The following is a 14,555-nucleotide window of genomic DNA, read 5'->3' as shown; positions in this document are numbered from 1 at the left end:
AGGGTTCTTCGGGGCCGCCGAATGTGACGAGGAACAAACGACGCCGATGGGCAGTGCTGCCTCGAGCATCGGCGATGCCGTAGAGCATGGTGGCCGCTCCAGGTGCGTGGCAGCCGGCCCGGCGCGACGGCGGCATCAGCCCTGAAAGTCTGGCCAGGACGGTTGGTCGCCGGCGTCGTGGGCGGCCAGTAGGGCGGCGAAGCGGTCGGAGGGCATTACCGGGACGCCCAGTTCCTCGGCCTTGGCCGCCTTGGAGCCGGCGCCCTCGCCGACCACGACCAGGTCGGTGCGCTTCGAGACGGAGCCGGACGACTTGCCGCCCAGGCGCTCGACGGCCTCGTTGCCCTCGTTGCGGGTCAGGCCGGGGACCGAGCCGGTCACGACGACGCTCATCGGCTTGCCGTCCTCCTTGACCAGTGGGAGGCGCTCGCCGGCCGGCGCCTCGGTCGCGGCGGCCCGTTCCTCGTACGGCGTCACGCCGGGCTCGGCCATGTTGATGCCGCGCTCGGTCAGCTTGGCGATCACCGGGGACAGCTCGACCAGCTCGGCGTGGATCGTCGCCGCGCGCTCGGGGCCGACCGCCTCGACCTCTTGCAGCTGCTCGACGGTTGCCGCGAGCAGCACCTCCATCGTGCCGAAGTGGCGGGCGAGACGCCGGGACATGGAGCGACCGGTCATGCGGACGCCGAGGCCGGTGAGCACGCGCGACATCGGCTGGGTGCGGCTGCCGTCGATGGCCGCGACGAGCTTGGTCGCGGAGGTGCGGCCCAGCCGCTCGAGCTTCTCGAGAGTTTCGACGTCGAGGTCGTAGAGGTCGGCGGGGTCGGTGACCAGGTCGGCGGCGACCAGGGCGCGGATCACCTTGTCGCCGAGGCCTTCGATGTCCATCGAGTCGCGGGCGGTGAAGTAGGCCAGCGACTCGACGGCGCCGCAGGCCCGGCCCTGCACGCAGCGCCACCGCTTCTGGGAGCGGTCGATGTCGCCGCCGCAGCGCGGGCACACCGCGGGCGGCGTGAACGGCTCGGCGTCGTCGGCGCGCTCGTCGAGCTTGGCCCCGGTGATCTCGGGGATGACCTCGCCGGCCCGCCGGACGAACACGGTGTCGCCCACGCGCACGTCGCGGCGGACCAGGTCGTCGAAGTTGTGCAGGGTGGCCGAGGTGACCACGACGCCGCCGACCTGCACCGGCTCGAGCACGGCGACCGGGGTGATCACGCCGGTGCGGCCGACCTGCACCTCGATCGTGAGCAGCTTGCTGGTGCGGGTGTCGGCGGGGAACTTGTGGGCGATCGCCCAGCGCGGCGCCCGGCTGGAGGAGCCCGCCGCGTCGCGGTCGGCTGGGTCGTCTGCCTTGATCACGGCGCCGTCGATCGCGAAGCCGAGCCCGCCCCGGGCGGCGCCGAGCGCGGCGATGGCGGTCAGAAGCTCGTCGACCGTCGAGCACAGCGGCATGCCGGTGGGCGAGCCCGCGGTCGTCGCGACGCCCAGCTCGGCCACGGCGGCCATCGCCCCGGCGTGGGTGAGCCCCTCGCCGCCGGGCAGGTCGTGCACGGCATAGGCCAGGAAGGACAGCGGGGCCTCGTATGCCCGGTCTTGCGCGCGCAGTGTGCCGGCGGCGGCGTTGCGCGGGTTGGCGAACGGCTGCCCGCCGTGGGCGGTGCGCAGCTCGTTGGCCCGGGCGAAGTCGTCGTCGGTCATGAAGACCTCGCCGCGCACCTCGACGGTCACCGGCCGGGCCAGCGCCCCGGGCAGACCGGCCACGGCACGGGACTGGGCGGTGACGTCTTCCCCGGCGCGGCCGTCGCCGCGGGTCGCGACCTGCACGAGCGCGCCGTCGACGTAGCGGGCGGCGATCGCCATGCCGTCGATCTTGGGTTCGACCGTGTAGCCGCGGGCCGGGTGACCGAGGACCCGGTCGAGCCGGGCGGCCCACGCGCGCAGCTCGTCGGCGTCGAACACGTTGGCCAGGCTCAGCATCGGGGTGCTGTGTTCGACGTCGCCGACGACCCCGCCGCCGGCCGCGACCACCTGGGCCGGCGAGTCGGCCACGGCCCAGCCCGGCTGCGCCGACTCGGTCACCGTGACCCGGGCGATCAGCGCGTCGTAGGTGGCGTCGTCCATCGCGAGGTCGGTGCCCTCGTAGTAGGCCGACGCGGCCTCCCGGATGCGCTCGACCGCGGCCCGGTAGTCACCCTCGCCGGTGAAGGGCTCGGCGTGGGCGGCGTCGACGACGGGGGAGACTGCCTCGGACATGACCTACTCGTTTCCTCGTGCTTCGCGGACGCTCTCTTTCTACAGGCCCGGTACGACAAGAACTGTCAGCGGCGGGACGACTAGAGTTGGATCATGACTTTGAGGCCGGTTCGCGTCGGGTTGCAGCTTCAGCCCGAGCACGCCGATTACCGCAGCATTCGTCGCGCCGCCGCGCAGGCCGAGGAGCTCGGGGTCGACGTCCTGTTCAACTGGGACCACTTCTTCCCGCTCAGCGGCAACCCCGAGGGCCTGCATTTCGAGTGCTGGACGATGCTGGCCGCGTGGGCCGAGCAGACGACCCACGTCGAGATCGGCGCCCTGGTCTCCTGTAACAGCTATCGCAATCCCGACCTGCTGGCCGACATGGCGCGCACGGTCGACCACATCAGCGACGGCCGGCTGATCCTCGGCATCGGCTCGGGCTGGTTCGAGAAGGACTATCAGGAGTACGGCTACGACTTCGGCACGGCCGGCGGCCGCCTCGACGATCTGGCCGGCGCACTGCCCCGCATCGAGGACCGGTGGGCCAAGCTCAACCCGCCGCCGACCCGGAAGATCCCGGTGCTGATCGGCGGCGGGGGCGAGAAGAAGACGCTGCGCCTGGTGGCCAAGCACGCCGACATCTGGCACAGCTTCGGCGACGCGGCGACGATCGGCCGCAAGATGGAGATCCTGCGGCGGCACTGCGCCGACGTGAATCGCGACCCGGCCGACATCGAGGTGTCCACCGCCGTACGCGGAAACCCCTACGAAGTCGGCCCGGGCCTGCGAGAGTCGGGCGCCTCGCTGTTCACGGTCAGCGCCGGCGGCCCCGGCTACGACTTCAGCGACCTGCGGGCCTGGCTCTCCTGGCGCGACGAGGTCAACGGTTAGCTGTCGAGCTCTTCGAAGAGCGTGACGTGCAGGTCGCCCGGCGCGTCGAGCCGCGCGTTGAGCGACCGCCACGGCGTCTCGGTGGGCGGCGCGACGACCTGGGCGCCCGCCGCGACCGCCGAAGCCGTGGCCGCGGCGGCGTCGGCGACCTCGAACGCGATCCGGAACCGCGGCGCCACCGGCCGGCCCACCTCGACCTCGTCGACGTAGCGGTGGTGGGCCGGGTTGGCCAGCTCGAGCGTGGCCCGTCCGGCGTCCAGGATCATCACGCGCTCGTCGCCGTCCCCGCTGAAGGCCGCCTCCTCGGGCAGCCCCAGCGAGTCCCGGAAGAACGCCACCGCCGCGTCGTAGTCCTCCACCTCGACGATCAACCGCAACTGCCGTGCCCCACCCGTGTTGTTCATGACGCCACCATGGCACAGGTTCAGGTGGGCGTGATGATGACCTTCAGCGCTGAGGTGGCGGCGGCGTTCCCGAAGACTCAGGAAACCTCCAATTTGCCAGTGTCGCGAGTTCCGACCGGCGATCATGAGGTGTGCGTAGGTTTCCGGCCCTGCTCGTCAACCTCGTGCTCGCGGCTCTCGTCATCGCCTCGGCGGCCTGGTCGGTGACGCTCGTACGCGACACGAAGACCACCCCGGCCTCGGCGACGACGGTCGCCGCCGTCGCGCGGGGCACCATCACCGCGACCGCCCAGGCCGACGGCACCGTGCACGCCGCCTCGACCGCGACCGCCGCCTTCACCCAGCCCGGTACGGTCGCCGCGATCGCGGTTCAGGTCGGCGACAAGGTGACCAAGGGGCAGGTGCTGGCCAAGCTCGACCCGGCGGCCGCCCGGCGCGACCTGGCGCTGGCCGAGGCCCTCGAGAAGGCCGCCGAGGACGCTCTCGCGCTGGCCCGTACGGTCCCCGGCGCCGACCTGACCGTCGCGACGAACGCGGTGACGCAGGCGCGGATGGTGGCGACCAACGCCCGTGCGGCCGTGACCGGCACCGATCTGACCGCGCCCATGGCCGGCACGGTCGTCGCCGTCAACGGCACCCTCGGCGACTCGGCGTCGGCCGAGGGGGACGACGCGCCCGGCTTCGTGGAACTGGCCGACCTGACCCGGCTGCGGGTGGCCGCGAACTTCGGCGAGGCCGACGCCGCCCGGCTCCGGGTCGGGTTGCCGGCGACCGTCGTGTGGAGCGCGCTGACCGGCGCCGAGTCGACCGGGCGGGTGCTGTCGCTGAACCCGGCCGGGACGAGTGCCAACGGCGTGGTCACCTATGGCGCCACCGTCAGCCTCAACAACCCGCCGCCCGCCGCCCGCCCGGGACAGAGCGTGCGGGTCACGGTGGCCACCGGCACGGTCCGCGGCGCGGTCATCGTCGACTCGGCGGCGGTCACGTCCGACGGCGACCAGCACTCCGTGGTGGTCCGCAACCACGACGGGACGACCGCTAGGCGCGCGGTCCGGGTGGGGGTGCGCGGCGTCGAGACGTACGAGATCAAGTCTGGTCTCTCCGTGGGGGAGCAGGTCGTCCTTCCCGCGGGCGGACCGCCGTGAGCCGCCGGCCTGACGACGAACAGGAATCCCCCATGAACAACACCGAGACCGACGACCCCACGGACGTCCTCACGCCGCCGCCGGATGAGCCGGCGGAGACCCCGGCCGGCGACGGGCCGCGCGGCGAGGAAACGCCGGACGCGGGCGAGCGGATCGGCCAGGACGAGCCGGACACCGGTGAGGCCGACCGGAACGCGACCCCGGCCGAGACGATCCCCGTCGCGCCACTGGTGGTCACGATGGTTCCGGCCGGCGAGCCCTGGCGCTGGTGGAACAGGGCGACCCCGGTGCTGCTGGCCGTCGCCCTGCCGGTCGTCGGCTTCCTCGCCGGCGTTCTCACCCAGCAGAAGTGGGGTGCCGAACCACCCGCGCAACCGACCATGGTGGCAAGGGCCGGCCTCGAACCCGCCGCCCCCACCACGGGCACCCTCAAGATGATCACCAGCACCTCGATGGCCGTCGAGACTGCCACCGGCACCACCATCACGATCAAGATCGCCGAGACCACGAAGATCCAGAAGCCGACCACCCTGGCCGGCCTCACCGTGGGCCAGCCGATCACCGTCGAGGGCCGCACCGACCCCGACGGCAGCCTCACCGCCACCACAGTGACCGCCTCTTAGGGCCCCAGGAAATCGATGGCGTGGCGCAGCAGGTCCGGCCCGTCGGTGAACCACAGGCCGTCGGTTCCCGGCGTGATCCGCAGCGTGGCGTGCGGCAGGTGGCCGGCCAGGTAGGACGCGTGACCGACGTCCACGTTCAGGCAGTTCCGGCGGTGCACGACGAGCGTGGGTGCGGTCACCCGCGGCAGGCGATGGCGCAGGTCGGTGCCGGTGGCCACGGTGCGGACCGCGACCGCCACCGCGGGACCCGCGGCGCGGCGGCCCAGCCGGTTCCACCACTGCCGGAACGCGTCGTCGGCCGCCACGCTCGGAGCGGCCATCGCGACCGAGTCGACCCCTCGCGCCGGATCGACGGTGTCGCGGATCAGGGACTCGGTGGTGCTGCTGTCGAGCCCGTACGGATAGTCGTCCCCCCGGATGTAGCGCGCGTAGCACTGCGCGAGCACCAGCGAGCGAACCCGCTCGGGATGCCGGGCGGCGAACTCCAGCGCCACGAGCCCGGTGTCGAAGTTGGCGAACAGGTCGGCCCGCTCGATCGCCAGGGCGTCGAGCACCCGGCGCACGTCGGCGACCCACTGATCGAGCGGGGCCCGCCGGGGATCCAGCGGGTCGGACAGCCCGATCCCGCGCCGGTCGAGGCACACGACGGTGGCGTGCTCGGCGAGAAACGACAGCGCCGCGCGGGCGTGCACCCCGTCGAGCAGACCGTCGATGGTCAGCATCCCCGGATTGAGGACGACGAGTTCCCGCCCCCGGGTCGAGAGCCGGGTGTACGCCGTGGAGCCGTCCTCGTCCGTCGCGTAGCGCACCACCACGGCGCCCAGCGGCGACGAGGGAACCGGGCGTAGCACCTCGGCCTGGGCCTCCCGCAGCGCCGCGGACGGATCGAGCCCGACCTCGACCAGTGCCGCCCGCGCGTCGGCGGCGGCCCGCAGCGCCGCGCTCTGCCGGCCGGCCCGGTGCAGGGCCCGCACATAGATCACCCACAGCGGTTCGTCGAGCGGGTCGGCCGTCGTCAACTGTTCCAGCTCGGGCAGCGCCGCCGCCGGTTCGTCGCCCGCCGCCACCGCGCCGAGGTGTTCCTGCACGAGCAGCCGCCGTTCCTGACGCCGCCCTCGTCGCAGCGCCGCCGCGGCCGCCGTGTCCGGCAGTTCCGGATCGCCCCGCCACCACTCCCGCGCCCGAGCCAGCACCGCCGCGGCTTCCTGCGGGGGCAGCCGCCGCGCGTGTTCCCGGGCTTCGGCGATGAGACCCACGTCGGTGATCGAAGGTTTCACGGCCAGGCGGTAGCCGTCGCGCCCGACCCGCTCGACCCGCGCATCGGGCGACAAAGCCCGCAGCGCCGCCCTGATCCGGGACAGATGGGCGCGCAGCGTCTTCACGGCCGAGGGCGGCGGATCGTCCCACAGCAGCTCGGCGAGGTCGTCCAGCGTGACCGCGGCCGGGGACCGTACGGTCAGGATGCTCAGGATCTCGCGAGCCTTGCGCTCCAGCCCGGGGCTGTCGCCGCCGGCCGTCCCGAGCACCCGCACGATCATCGGCCCAGCGTAGGACCACATCCGGAGCACATCCAGAACGCTCCGTCCGCTCCCTAGCTTCGGACCCATGCTCACCTACCGCCCGGGTGACCCGGGCTATGACGAACACCGGCTCGGCTGGCAACGGGCCTTCGACCCCCGCCCGGCGCTCATCGCGGCGGCCGAGACCACCGACGACGTACGGACCGCCGTGCTGACGGCCCGCGAACGCGACCTGCCCTTGGCCGTGCAGGCGACCGGCCACGGCATGATCGTCCCGGCCGACGGTGCCCTGCTGCTGAAGACGACCGCGTTGACCGGCATCGAGATCGACCCGCGAAGGCGTACGGCCCGGGTCGGCCCCGGCACGGTGTGGGCCGACGTGAACCGGGCCGCCGCGCGCTTCGGCCTGGCCGGGCTCGCGGGCCGTTGCAGCACGGTCGGCGTCACCGGCTACACCCTGGGTGGTGGCCAGTCGTGGCTGTCGCGGACGTTCGGGTTCGCCGCCGACAGCGTTGTCAGCGCCGACGTGATCACGGCTGACGGCGACGAACTGACCGCGAGCGAGCACGAACATCCCGGCCTGTTCTGGGCGCTGCGCGGCGGGGGCGGCAACTTCGGCCTCGTCACATCGCTCGAGTTCCGGCTGTACGAGGTGCCACGGGTCTTCTCGGGCATGTCGTTCCATCCGATCGAGCGGGCGTTCGACGTCCTCGACGCGTACCGGAAATGGGCCTTGGACGAGCCCGAGGCCATGAACACCGCCGTGCTCCTGCTGCGGCTGCCGCCCTCGGGCCACCGCGTGCTGGCCATCCGCGCGTTCCACCTCGGCGACGACGGCCGCCGGATTCTCGCGCCGCTGCTCGAAGCGGCCGGCCCGCCGCTGCTCGACACCTTCGAGATGCGCTCGTTCCCGCAGGCCAGCGACGCCACCAACGGCCCCGACGCACCCCCGATGGCCGTCCGCCAGGAGATCGAGATGTTCCACGACCTGCCCGACGAGGCGCTGCACGCGATCGTCGAGGCCGGCGCCCCCGATTCCCCATCGGCATTCGTCGAGCTGCGGCACTGGGGCGGCGCGATGGCTCACGGCGACGGCCCGGCCGGTCATCGCGACGTGCCCTTCTCGGTCATGGCCGTCGCGCCGGGCCTTCCCGCCGCCGACATCGTTCTCGACCGCCTCGTCGCGCGCCTGGACCCGTACCGAAGCGGGGGCTCGTTCTTGACCCTGCTGACCGACCCGGCGCGAACAGCCACGGCCTTCACCCCGCAGAACTACGCCCGCCTGGCCGCGATCAAACGCGTCTGGGACCCCACCAACTTCTTCCACCTAGGCCACAACATCCCACCGGAGGACCCGAAATGACCCGCATCCTCGTCACCACCCCGACCGGTTCGGTCGGCCGCCACGTCGTCGATCAACTGCCCAACGCCTTCGTACGAGTCCTCGCGCGAGACGCATCAGCGGTGTTCGCCGACGTCGAGATCGCGACCAGCGACCTCGACGACGAAACCTCGGTGCGGCGTGCCATGCGGGGCGTGGACCGCGTCTATCTGAGCGCCCCCGACGGCCCGAGCAAGGTAGCCCACGAAACCGCCGTGATCGACGCCGCCACCGAGGCCGGAGTCTCGCTGATCGTCAAGCTCTCCGCCCAGCACGCCGACCCCGCGTCGCCCCTGCCCCCGTTCCGCTGGCACGGCGAGATCGAGAACCATCTGCGCCGCTCGGGCGTCCCCTTCGTGATCCTGCGCTCCACGTTCTTCATGACCAACCTCCTGATGGTCGCCGACGCCGTGGCGAGCACCGGCGTGCTGCCCGCCCCGACCGCCCGCCGCGCCGTCGCGATGATCGACCCCCGCGACGTGGCCGCCTCAGCCGCCGCGACGCTGCTGGCCGGCGGCCCCGCCAACCGCGTCCACGACCTGACCGGTCCTTCCGCGGTCACGTTCGACGACGTAGCTGCGGCTCTGTCGGCCGCCACCGGCCGTCCCGTCCGCTCGATGGACCTGACCGAGGCCGAGGCGCGGCCCCGGTTCGAGGGCGCCGGCCTGCCCGGCTGGCTGGCCACCCACCTGTCCGGCGTCTTCGCCCTCATCCGAGCCGGTGCCTTCGAGAAGACCACCGACCACGTACGAGCTCTGACCGGCCGGCCGCCCCGCGACGTGAGCGCCTTCGCCCGCGACCATGCCGCCGCGTTCGGGCCCGCCGGGCAGCGGACGGTCACCCGGATCGGGTGACGACGGGGACGGCGTCGTGCGGGACCGTGACATTCCCGGCTGCGAACGACAGCCGGGTCGTCGTTACGACCTTTCCAGGAGGCAGAGATGGCCGTTGACGCCAACACCCCGGCCCCGTACGTCGATCGCCGGCTGGCCCTCAGCAGCGTCGCGCTTCTCGGCGCCGCGTGGCTGGCCGGCATGGCCGGAGCGGCGATCGGCGTCCTCGTGGTCGTGCAGGCCTCCCGCCGCTACGTCGCTGATCTCGCCGAGCCGCCGCGGGTGACCGCGGGCCGCCGGTGGCAGCAGGCCCGGTCGGCGACAGCGGCCGGAATCGGCGCCTGGCAGGAACACAGCCGCCCCGAGGCCACCCGCTGAGGTAACCCGCCGAGGGCTCGCCCCCGGTCATGGGGCATCTCCCGGTTGCCGCCGGGGGATGCCGTGGGCGAAGAACAGCGCGACCAGCGCGATGACCGCCAGGACGCCGAGTGCCGCCCGGAGACCGCTGAGGCGCGCGGCCTGGTTCTCCTCGATGACGCCGGCCTTCGCCGCGTCGGTGACGCCGGCGTCGGTGAGCGCCTCGTCGAGCTGATCGTCCGGGATGAACGGGACGCCGCCCGCCAGCTTGACCTCCGCCTGGGACGACAGCTGCGGCGGGACCGCCGGGTTGTCCCGGATGCCGGTGAAGAACGACGAGGTCAGGGCGGAGATCAGCACGGCTCCGGCCAGGGCGGTGCCGATCGAGGCGCCGAGGAACGTGACGGTGTTCTGCAGGCCGCCGACCTCCGCGCTCTGCTCGTCGGGCACCGCGGACACGGTGACACTGCCGAGCTGCGACGCCAGCGCGCCGACGCCGAGCCCGGCGAAGAGCATCGGCCAGGTGACGACCGAGGCGCCCACGCCCGCGTCGAGGGCGGCGGCCAGCCACACGACGCCCACGAACAGCGACAGGAAGCCCAGCCGGACGACCAGGCGGGGCGAGACGTCCGGGAAGAGCTTGGGGATGCCGACGGCGGCCACCAGGAGGGCGATCGAGAGCGGCAGGATTCGCAGTCCGGTGCCGACGGCGGACAGGCCGAGCGCGATGGACAGGAACAGCGGCACCACGAAGAACAGCCCGGCCTGCAGCAGGTATTGGAAGAAGAACGAGGTCAGACCGCCCCGGAGCAGTTTGTTGCCGAGCATCGCGGGGTCGATCAGCACCGCCGCCCCGATCGTCAGGCGCCGGCGCTCCCAGTGCAGGAAGCCGAGCAGCACCAGCCCGCCCCCGAGGATCAGCCAGAGCACGGGGGAGAGGCCGAACCAACCGGGTGCGCCGGGTTTGGGGCTGACGAAACCCCACGCCCCGGCCCGGATGACGCCGAACACGACCAGCCCCAGCCCGGCCGCCGACAGCACCGTACCGAAGGGGTCGAGATTGGCGTCGCGTTCGGCCGGAACGTCGGCCATCCGCCGGGCCAGCACGGTGATGCCGAGGACGATGACCACCTCCCCGGCGAAGACCCAGCGCCAGGACGCGTACGTCGTGAGCAGCCCTCCGATCAGCGGGCCGACCGCGACCGCGATCGCACCGGCCGCCGCGACCAGACCGTAGGCGCGTGGGCGGCCCGCGCGGCTGAAGTTGGAGGCCACCAGCGCGACGATGGCGGGCATGATGAGTGCCGCGCCGGCGCCTTCGAGCACCGACCAGCCGATCAGCAGCACGGCGAGGTTCGGCGCGACCGCGGTGATGAGCGAGCCGCCGCCGTAGATCACACAGCCGACGGCGAACGCGCGCTTGCGGCCCAGGATCTGCCCGATCTTGCCGCCGGTGATCATCAGTGAGGCCATGACCAGGGTGTAGAGGGTGATCGCGGTCTGGATGCCGGTCACCGTCGTACCCAGGTCGTCGGCCACGGTCGCGATCGACACGTTCATCACCGAACTGTCCAGCGCCATCAGGAACTGTCCGGACGCCAAAGTGAGCAGCACGGTGCCCGAGCCGGACGCCGTCCGTTCGCCGACCGGCGGTGCAGTGTGGGTCATGGGCGACGATCTCCTCCCGGGCTGGGTCGCTCAGGCGGCTCTTTCCCCGGGTCGCTGCCGGTCGTGCAGTCGACGTGGACGATCTGGCCGCCGACCTCGTCGACGCGCTTCAGCAGGGCGCGGAACTCCGCCGCGGACAGCCACCCCTCGATCACGATGTGCCGGGGGATCACCACGGCTCGCATGCCGGCGAAGGAGCGGCACAGCGCCGGGCCCAGCCGGTTCGACACCCGGATTCGATACGTGTGACGCATGGGATCACCAGGGCCGGTGGTCGTTGCACCGGTCAGCCTCTCTCCGTCGGATCCGGGCCGGTCATCCGGCGTACCTCCAGGAGCTGAAGCCCGAGATCGTGAATGTGGGTCAGCAGGCCGAAAAGGGCGGATTGGTCGGCCAGGGTTCCGTACAGAACCGTTTCCGCGGGCTCCACCGACATGCGCAGGCCCTCGAGGTCTCGCACGAGGTCCTCGGGAAGGGGTCCGGCGACCCGTAGCTGGTACAGGGCTCGCATCGGCGAGGATCCGGGCCGCTCGGCAGGCGGGTTCATCAGCCCAGCGTGCGCCGGCCGGAAGGTGGGCGGATCGCCCGCCGCGGATGGTCGGCGCACCTCTCCCGCCGGCTCGGCGTCACTCAACGTCGTCACCTGGGCGCGCACCGTGCGTTTTTGAGGCCTTTTTCGGGTTTCTGACGGGGCCGGCGAGCACCGGTGAGTCACTCACCCAGTGTGGACGATGTGCAGGCCCGCGGGTCCGCGGTTCGCTGGTCAGGGGCGTCGGCCGATGCGCGCCTGCTCAGACGCTGGACGCTAGTGGTAGCGAGGCGATGCCGTGACGAGCGATACCGGGACAGGAGACGGCCGGGCCCTGCTCGCCTCGAAGCTGGCCGTGCCCGAGGCGCCGCCGTTCACGGTCGACCGGCAGCGCCTGCTCGATCGGCTGACCCAGGCCGTGCGCCATCCGATGACCGTGGTGACGGGGCCGCCCGGATGCGGCAAGACGCAACTGGCCGCGTCGTGGGTGGCGTCCGGCGCCGCGCCCGGGCCGGTCATCTGGATCACGCTGGAGGACAGCGACAACGATCCGGCGGTCTTCTGGCCGTACCTGGCCGAGGGGCTGCGCCGCAGTGGTGTCCCGCTGTCCCCGCTGATCGACGCGGCCGCCCGTACCGGTGCCTTCGACCGGCCCCTGCTGGCCCGGCTGGCCGCCGATCTCGCCTCCGAGCCCGAGCCGATCGTCCTCGTCCTCGACAGCGTGTCGGTGCTCGCCGACCGGCGCCTGGCCGAGGACCTCGACGCCCTGCTCCGGCACGCCGCACACCATCTGCGGATGATTCTGGTGGGCCGGTGGGATCCGCCGTTGCCCCTCTACCGCTACCGGTTGACCGGCGACCTCGGCGAGCTGCGCGGCGGCGACCTGGCCTTCACCCCCGCCGAGGCGACCAACCTGCTGGCCGGGCACGGGGTGGAGCTCCCGGACTGGGCGATCGGCGCGCTCCTCGACCGGACCGAGGGGTGGGCGGCCGGCCTGCGGCTCTTCGCCCTGGCCATGCAGGGCAGCGCGCACGCCGAGGAACTCGTGGCGACGATCGCCGGGGACGACGCCGACATCGCCGAGTACTTCCTCGGCGAGGTGCTCGCCGCCCAGCCGCCCGAGGTCCGCGACTTCCTGTTGCGCACCAGCGTCGTCGACGAATTCACCGTGGAACTCGCCGAGACGCTGATCCAGCGCGGCGACGCCCGCCACGTCATCGCCGTGCTCGAGCGGGCCAACGCCTTCGTCCAGCCCGTGGCGGCCCGCTCCGCCGTGCATCGTTTCCACCGGCTCTTCGCCGAGCTGCTGCGGGCGCAACTGGCCTACGAACAGCCGGATCTGCCCGCGGAGCTGCATCGACGGGCGGCCGACTGGTACCTCGCCAACGGCGACATCGCCGCGGCGACCCGGCACGCGATCGCGTCTCAAGACTGGCCGCGCGCCTGCACGCTCGTGGTCGAGGACCTCGGCATCAGCCGGTTGCTGGCCGGCGTGGACGGGGACCGGCTGGCCCGGTCGTTCCAGGAGATGCCGGCGGAAACGGCGGGCGCCGAGGCGAACGCCGTGCTCGCGGCGGAGGCGCTGGCGGCGACCGACCCCGAGGCCTCGGTGCGATACCTGAGCCGCATTCGCCATGAATGCCCGGAGCAGTCGCCGCCGTTGCGCCTCACGGTGGCGCTGCTCGCGGCCGTGGCCGCCACGATGCGCCACGACGACGAGGGAGCGATGATCGCCGCCGCGACGGCGGAGACGATGCTGGCCCGGGTTCCTCCCGACCGGCTCGCCGCCCATCCGGAACTGCGGGCGATCGTGCGGGTCGCCAAGGGGACGGCGCAGGGCCGGTCGGGGGCGCTGGCCGAGGCCGTCACGACCCTGACCGACGACGTCGGCGGCGGCGAGGACCTCCGGCTCGCCGGCCTGGAGCAGCTCGGGCTGGCCCATGCGTTCCAGGGCCGGCTGCGGGACGCGGACGCCGCGGCGGCCCACGCCGCCCAGCTCGCCGGGCACCGGTCTCGTACGTCACCCCGCACCTCGGTCGCCGCCTCGGCGGTGCTCGCCTGGGTCGCGACCGAGCGGTGGAACGTGGCCGACGCCTGGCGTCACCTCCGCGCGGCCGAGGCGGCCTCGGCCGGTGTCGACGACGTCATGACCGCGGTGGCGATCGCCCTCGTCCGGTCGCGGCTGCTCAGCGGCCGGGGGGACCTGCCGGGCGCCGTCGCCGCGCTCGCCCCGGCCCGGCCCGCCGACATGCCCGACTGGCTCGCCCGGCGGATCGCGCTGCAGGCGGCCCGCCTCGACGTGGCGACCGGGCGTACGGACGAGGCGCTGGCCGCCGCCCGCGTCCTGGCCCCGTCCGAGCCGGTCGAGGCCTCGGTCGTCGGCGCCGCCGCGCTCGTCGCGAGCGGGGACCCGGGGCGGGCCATCGAGGTGGTGCTGCCGGTGGTCGCGGTGACCGGCCTGCCCACGCCCCTCATGATCGAGGCGCGGCTGATCCTGGCGGTCGCCGCGGGCCGCAGCGGCGACGCCGGCATGGTGCGCGACGCGCTGGAACAGGCCTTGGCACTCGCCGCCGCGGACGGCTATCGGCGCGTCTTCCACCAGGCCGGCTCGTGGATTCGTCACGTGCTGCGCAACGACGGTGAACTGGCGGCCGAATACCAGTCGCTGACCCCGCCGGCTGACAAGCCGATCGTGGTCGACTCGCTCAGCCAGCGCGAACTCGAGGTGCTGCGCCATCTGGCCGCGATGATGGGCACCGAGGAGATCGCCGACACCATGTACCTGTCGGTGAACACGATCAAGACCCACGTCCGCAGCATCCTGCGCAAACTGGCCGCCTCCCGCCGCAACGAAGCCGTACGCCGGGCCCGGGAGCTCGGAATCGTCTGACCTGGCGGCATCTTCATTCGTTCGTGGTGAGCCGGGGTGAACCACCTCGGTGCGACATTGACGCGTGAGCTCACCAACG

At 72.8% G+C, this 14,555-nt stretch carries 13 protein-coding genes; 7 read left to right on the top strand and 6 right to left on the bottom strand.

Annotated elements, in window-relative coordinates; translation table 11 throughout:
- Window positions 1-135: 135 nt before the first annotated feature.
- Window positions 136-2,253, bottom strand: coding sequence for an NAD-dependent DNA ligase LigA (ligA, locus tag EER30_RS29590; protein ID WP_127503917.1), 2,118 nt, complete (start codon window positions 2,251-2,253; stop codon window positions 136-138).
- Between the two features lie 93 nt (window positions 2,254-2,346).
- Here ligA and EER30_RS29585 point away from each other — a divergent pair, with 93 nt between their 5' ends.
- Entirely contained in the window at window positions 2,347-3,126 is a 780-nt protein-coding gene (locus tag EER30_RS29585; RefSeq protein ID WP_127503916.1) for an LLM class F420-dependent oxidoreductase, read from the top strand.
- Here the strand turns inward: EER30_RS29585 and EER30_RS29580 are convergent.
- A complete protein-coding gene (locus EER30_RS29580) occupies window positions 3,123-3,530 on the bottom strand; it encodes a VOC family protein (RefSeq protein WP_127503915.1) in 408 nt (135 codons plus the stop codon). The two genes, EER30_RS29585 and EER30_RS29580, sit on opposite strands and share 4 nt — an antisense overlap.
- Before the next feature lie 131 nt (window positions 3,531-3,661).
- Here EER30_RS29580 and EER30_RS29575 point away from each other — a divergent pair, with 131 nt between their 5' ends.
- Together EER30_RS29575 and EER30_RS29570 are read left to right on the top strand one after the other, a co-directional pair.
- A complete protein-coding gene (locus tag EER30_RS29575) occupies window positions 3,662-4,675 on the top strand; it encodes an efflux RND transporter periplasmic adaptor subunit (RefSeq protein ID WP_127503914.1) in 1,014 nt (337 codons plus the stop codon).
- 32 nt (window positions 4,676-4,707) lie between these two features.
- Window positions 4,708-5,298 carry a DUF5666 domain-containing protein gene (locus tag EER30_RS29570; protein WP_127503913.1) on the top strand — a complete coding sequence of 197 codons (591 nt, stop codon included), beginning with the start codon at window positions 4,708-4,710 and terminating at the stop codon, window positions 5,296-5,298.
- Here the strand turns inward: EER30_RS29570 and EER30_RS29565 are convergent.
- A complete protein-coding gene (locus EER30_RS29565) occupies window positions 5,295-6,836 on the bottom strand; it encodes a bifunctional AfsR/SARP family transcriptional regulator/alpha/beta hydrolase (protein ID WP_164842521.1) in 1,542 nt (513 codons plus the stop codon). The two genes, EER30_RS29570 and EER30_RS29565, sit on opposite strands and share 4 nt — an antisense overlap.
- A 67-nt stretch (window positions 6,837-6,903) precedes the next feature.
- On the opposite strand from EER30_RS29565, the gene EER30_RS29560 reads away from it, so the two are divergent.
- From EER30_RS29560 to EER30_RS29550, 3 genes are all read left to right on the top strand, one after another.
- On the top strand, window positions 6,904-8,181 hold the full coding sequence (locus EER30_RS29560) for an FAD-binding oxidoreductase (protein WP_127503911.1): 1,278 nt from the start codon (window positions 6,904-6,906) through the stop codon (window positions 8,179-8,181).
- On the top strand, window positions 8,178-9,053 hold the full coding sequence (locus tag EER30_RS29555; RefSeq protein ID WP_127503910.1) for an NmrA family NAD(P)-binding protein: 876 nt from the start codon (window positions 8,178-8,180) through the stop codon (window positions 9,051-9,053). The genes EER30_RS29560 and EER30_RS29555 overlap by 4 nt, the downstream gene beginning before the upstream one ends.
- A gap of 87 nt (window positions 9,054-9,140) precedes the next feature.
- Complete coding sequence (locus EER30_RS29550; protein ID WP_127503909.1) at window positions 9,141-9,410, top strand: hypothetical protein; 270 nt, start codon at window positions 9,141-9,143, stop codon at window positions 9,408-9,410.
- 27 nt (window positions 9,411-9,437) lie between these two features.
- Here EER30_RS29550 and EER30_RS29545 read toward each other — a convergent pair whose 3' ends face one another.
- Genes EER30_RS29545 through EER30_RS29535 form a run of 3 tightly spaced genes read right to left on the bottom strand, consistent with a single transcriptional unit; the run spans window position 9,438 to window position 11,604 of the window.
- On the bottom strand, window positions 9,438-11,057 hold the full coding sequence (locus tag EER30_RS29545) for an MFS transporter (protein ID WP_127503908.1): 1,620 nt from the start codon (window positions 11,055-11,057) through the stop codon (window positions 9,438-9,440).
- Complete coding sequence (locus EER30_RS29540; protein ID WP_127503907.1) at window positions 11,054-11,287, bottom strand: hypothetical protein; 234 nt, start codon at window positions 11,285-11,287, stop codon at window positions 11,054-11,056. Before EER30_RS29540 ends, EER30_RS29545 begins: the two co-directional genes overlap by 4 nt.
- A gap of 56 nt (window positions 11,288-11,343) precedes the next feature.
- The gene (locus EER30_RS29535; protein WP_240670382.1) at window positions 11,344-11,604 is read right to left on the bottom strand and encodes a DUF8691 family protein; all 261 of its coding nucleotides are present in this window, start codon (window positions 11,602-11,604) and stop codon (window positions 11,344-11,346) included.
- 280 nt (window positions 11,605-11,884) lie between these two features.
- Between EER30_RS29535 and EER30_RS29530 the strand changes: the two genes are divergently transcribed.
- Window positions 11,885-14,476, top strand: a complete 2,592-nt coding sequence (locus tag EER30_RS29530) for a winged helix-turn-helix domain-containing protein (protein ID WP_127503906.1) — start codon at window positions 11,885-11,887, stop codon at window positions 14,474-14,476.
- The last annotated feature ends 79 nt before the right edge of the window (window positions 14,477-14,555 follow it).

The sequence above is a fragment of the Actinoplanes solisilvae genome (assembly GCF_003999975.1).
Classification (GTDB): Bacteria; Actinomycetota; Actinomycetes; order Mycobacteriales; family Micromonosporaceae; genus Actinoplanes; species Actinoplanes solisilvae.
The sequence above is the reverse complement of the archived record's forward strand: the minus strand, read 5'-3'. Positions and strand labels throughout refer to the sequence as shown.

Bases quoted from the DNA above. Each gene is read 5' to 3' on its own strand.
- ligA (WP_127503917.1), bottom strand. From the start codon at position 2,253: ATGTCCGAGGCAGTCTCCCCCGTCGTCGACGCCGCCCACGCCGAGCCC.
- EER30_RS29585 (WP_127503916.1), top strand. From the start codon at position 2,347: ATGACTTTGAGGCCGGTTCGCGTCGGGTTGCAGCTTCAGCCCGAGCAC.
- EER30_RS29580 (WP_127503915.1), bottom strand. From the start codon at position 3,530: ATGAACAACACGGGTGGGGCACGGCAGTTGCGGTTGATCGTCGAGGTG.
- EER30_RS29570 (WP_127503913.1), top strand. From the start codon at position 4,708: ATGAACAACACCGAGACCGACGACCCCACGGACGTCCTCACGCCGCCG.
- EER30_RS29565 (WP_164842521.1), bottom strand. From the start codon at position 6,836: ATGATCGTGCGGGTGCTCGGGACGGCCGGCGGCGACAGCCCCGGGCTG.
- EER30_RS29560 (WP_127503911.1), top strand. From the start codon at position 6,904: ATGCTCACCTACCGCCCGGGTGACCCGGGCTATGACGAACACCGGCTC.
- EER30_RS29555 (WP_127503910.1), top strand. From the start codon at position 8,178: ATGACCCGCATCCTCGTCACCACCCCGACCGGTTCGGTCGGCCGCCAC.
- EER30_RS29550 (WP_127503909.1), top strand. From the start codon at position 9,141: ATGGCCGTTGACGCCAACACCCCGGCCCCGTACGTCGATCGCCGGCTG.
- EER30_RS29545 (WP_127503908.1), bottom strand. From the start codon at position 11,057: ATGACCCACACTGCACCGCCGGTCGGCGAACGGACGGCGTCCGGCTCG.
- EER30_RS29535 (WP_240670382.1), bottom strand. From the start codon at position 11,604: ATGAACCCGCCTGCCGAGCGGCCCGGATCCTCGCCGATGCGAGCCCTG.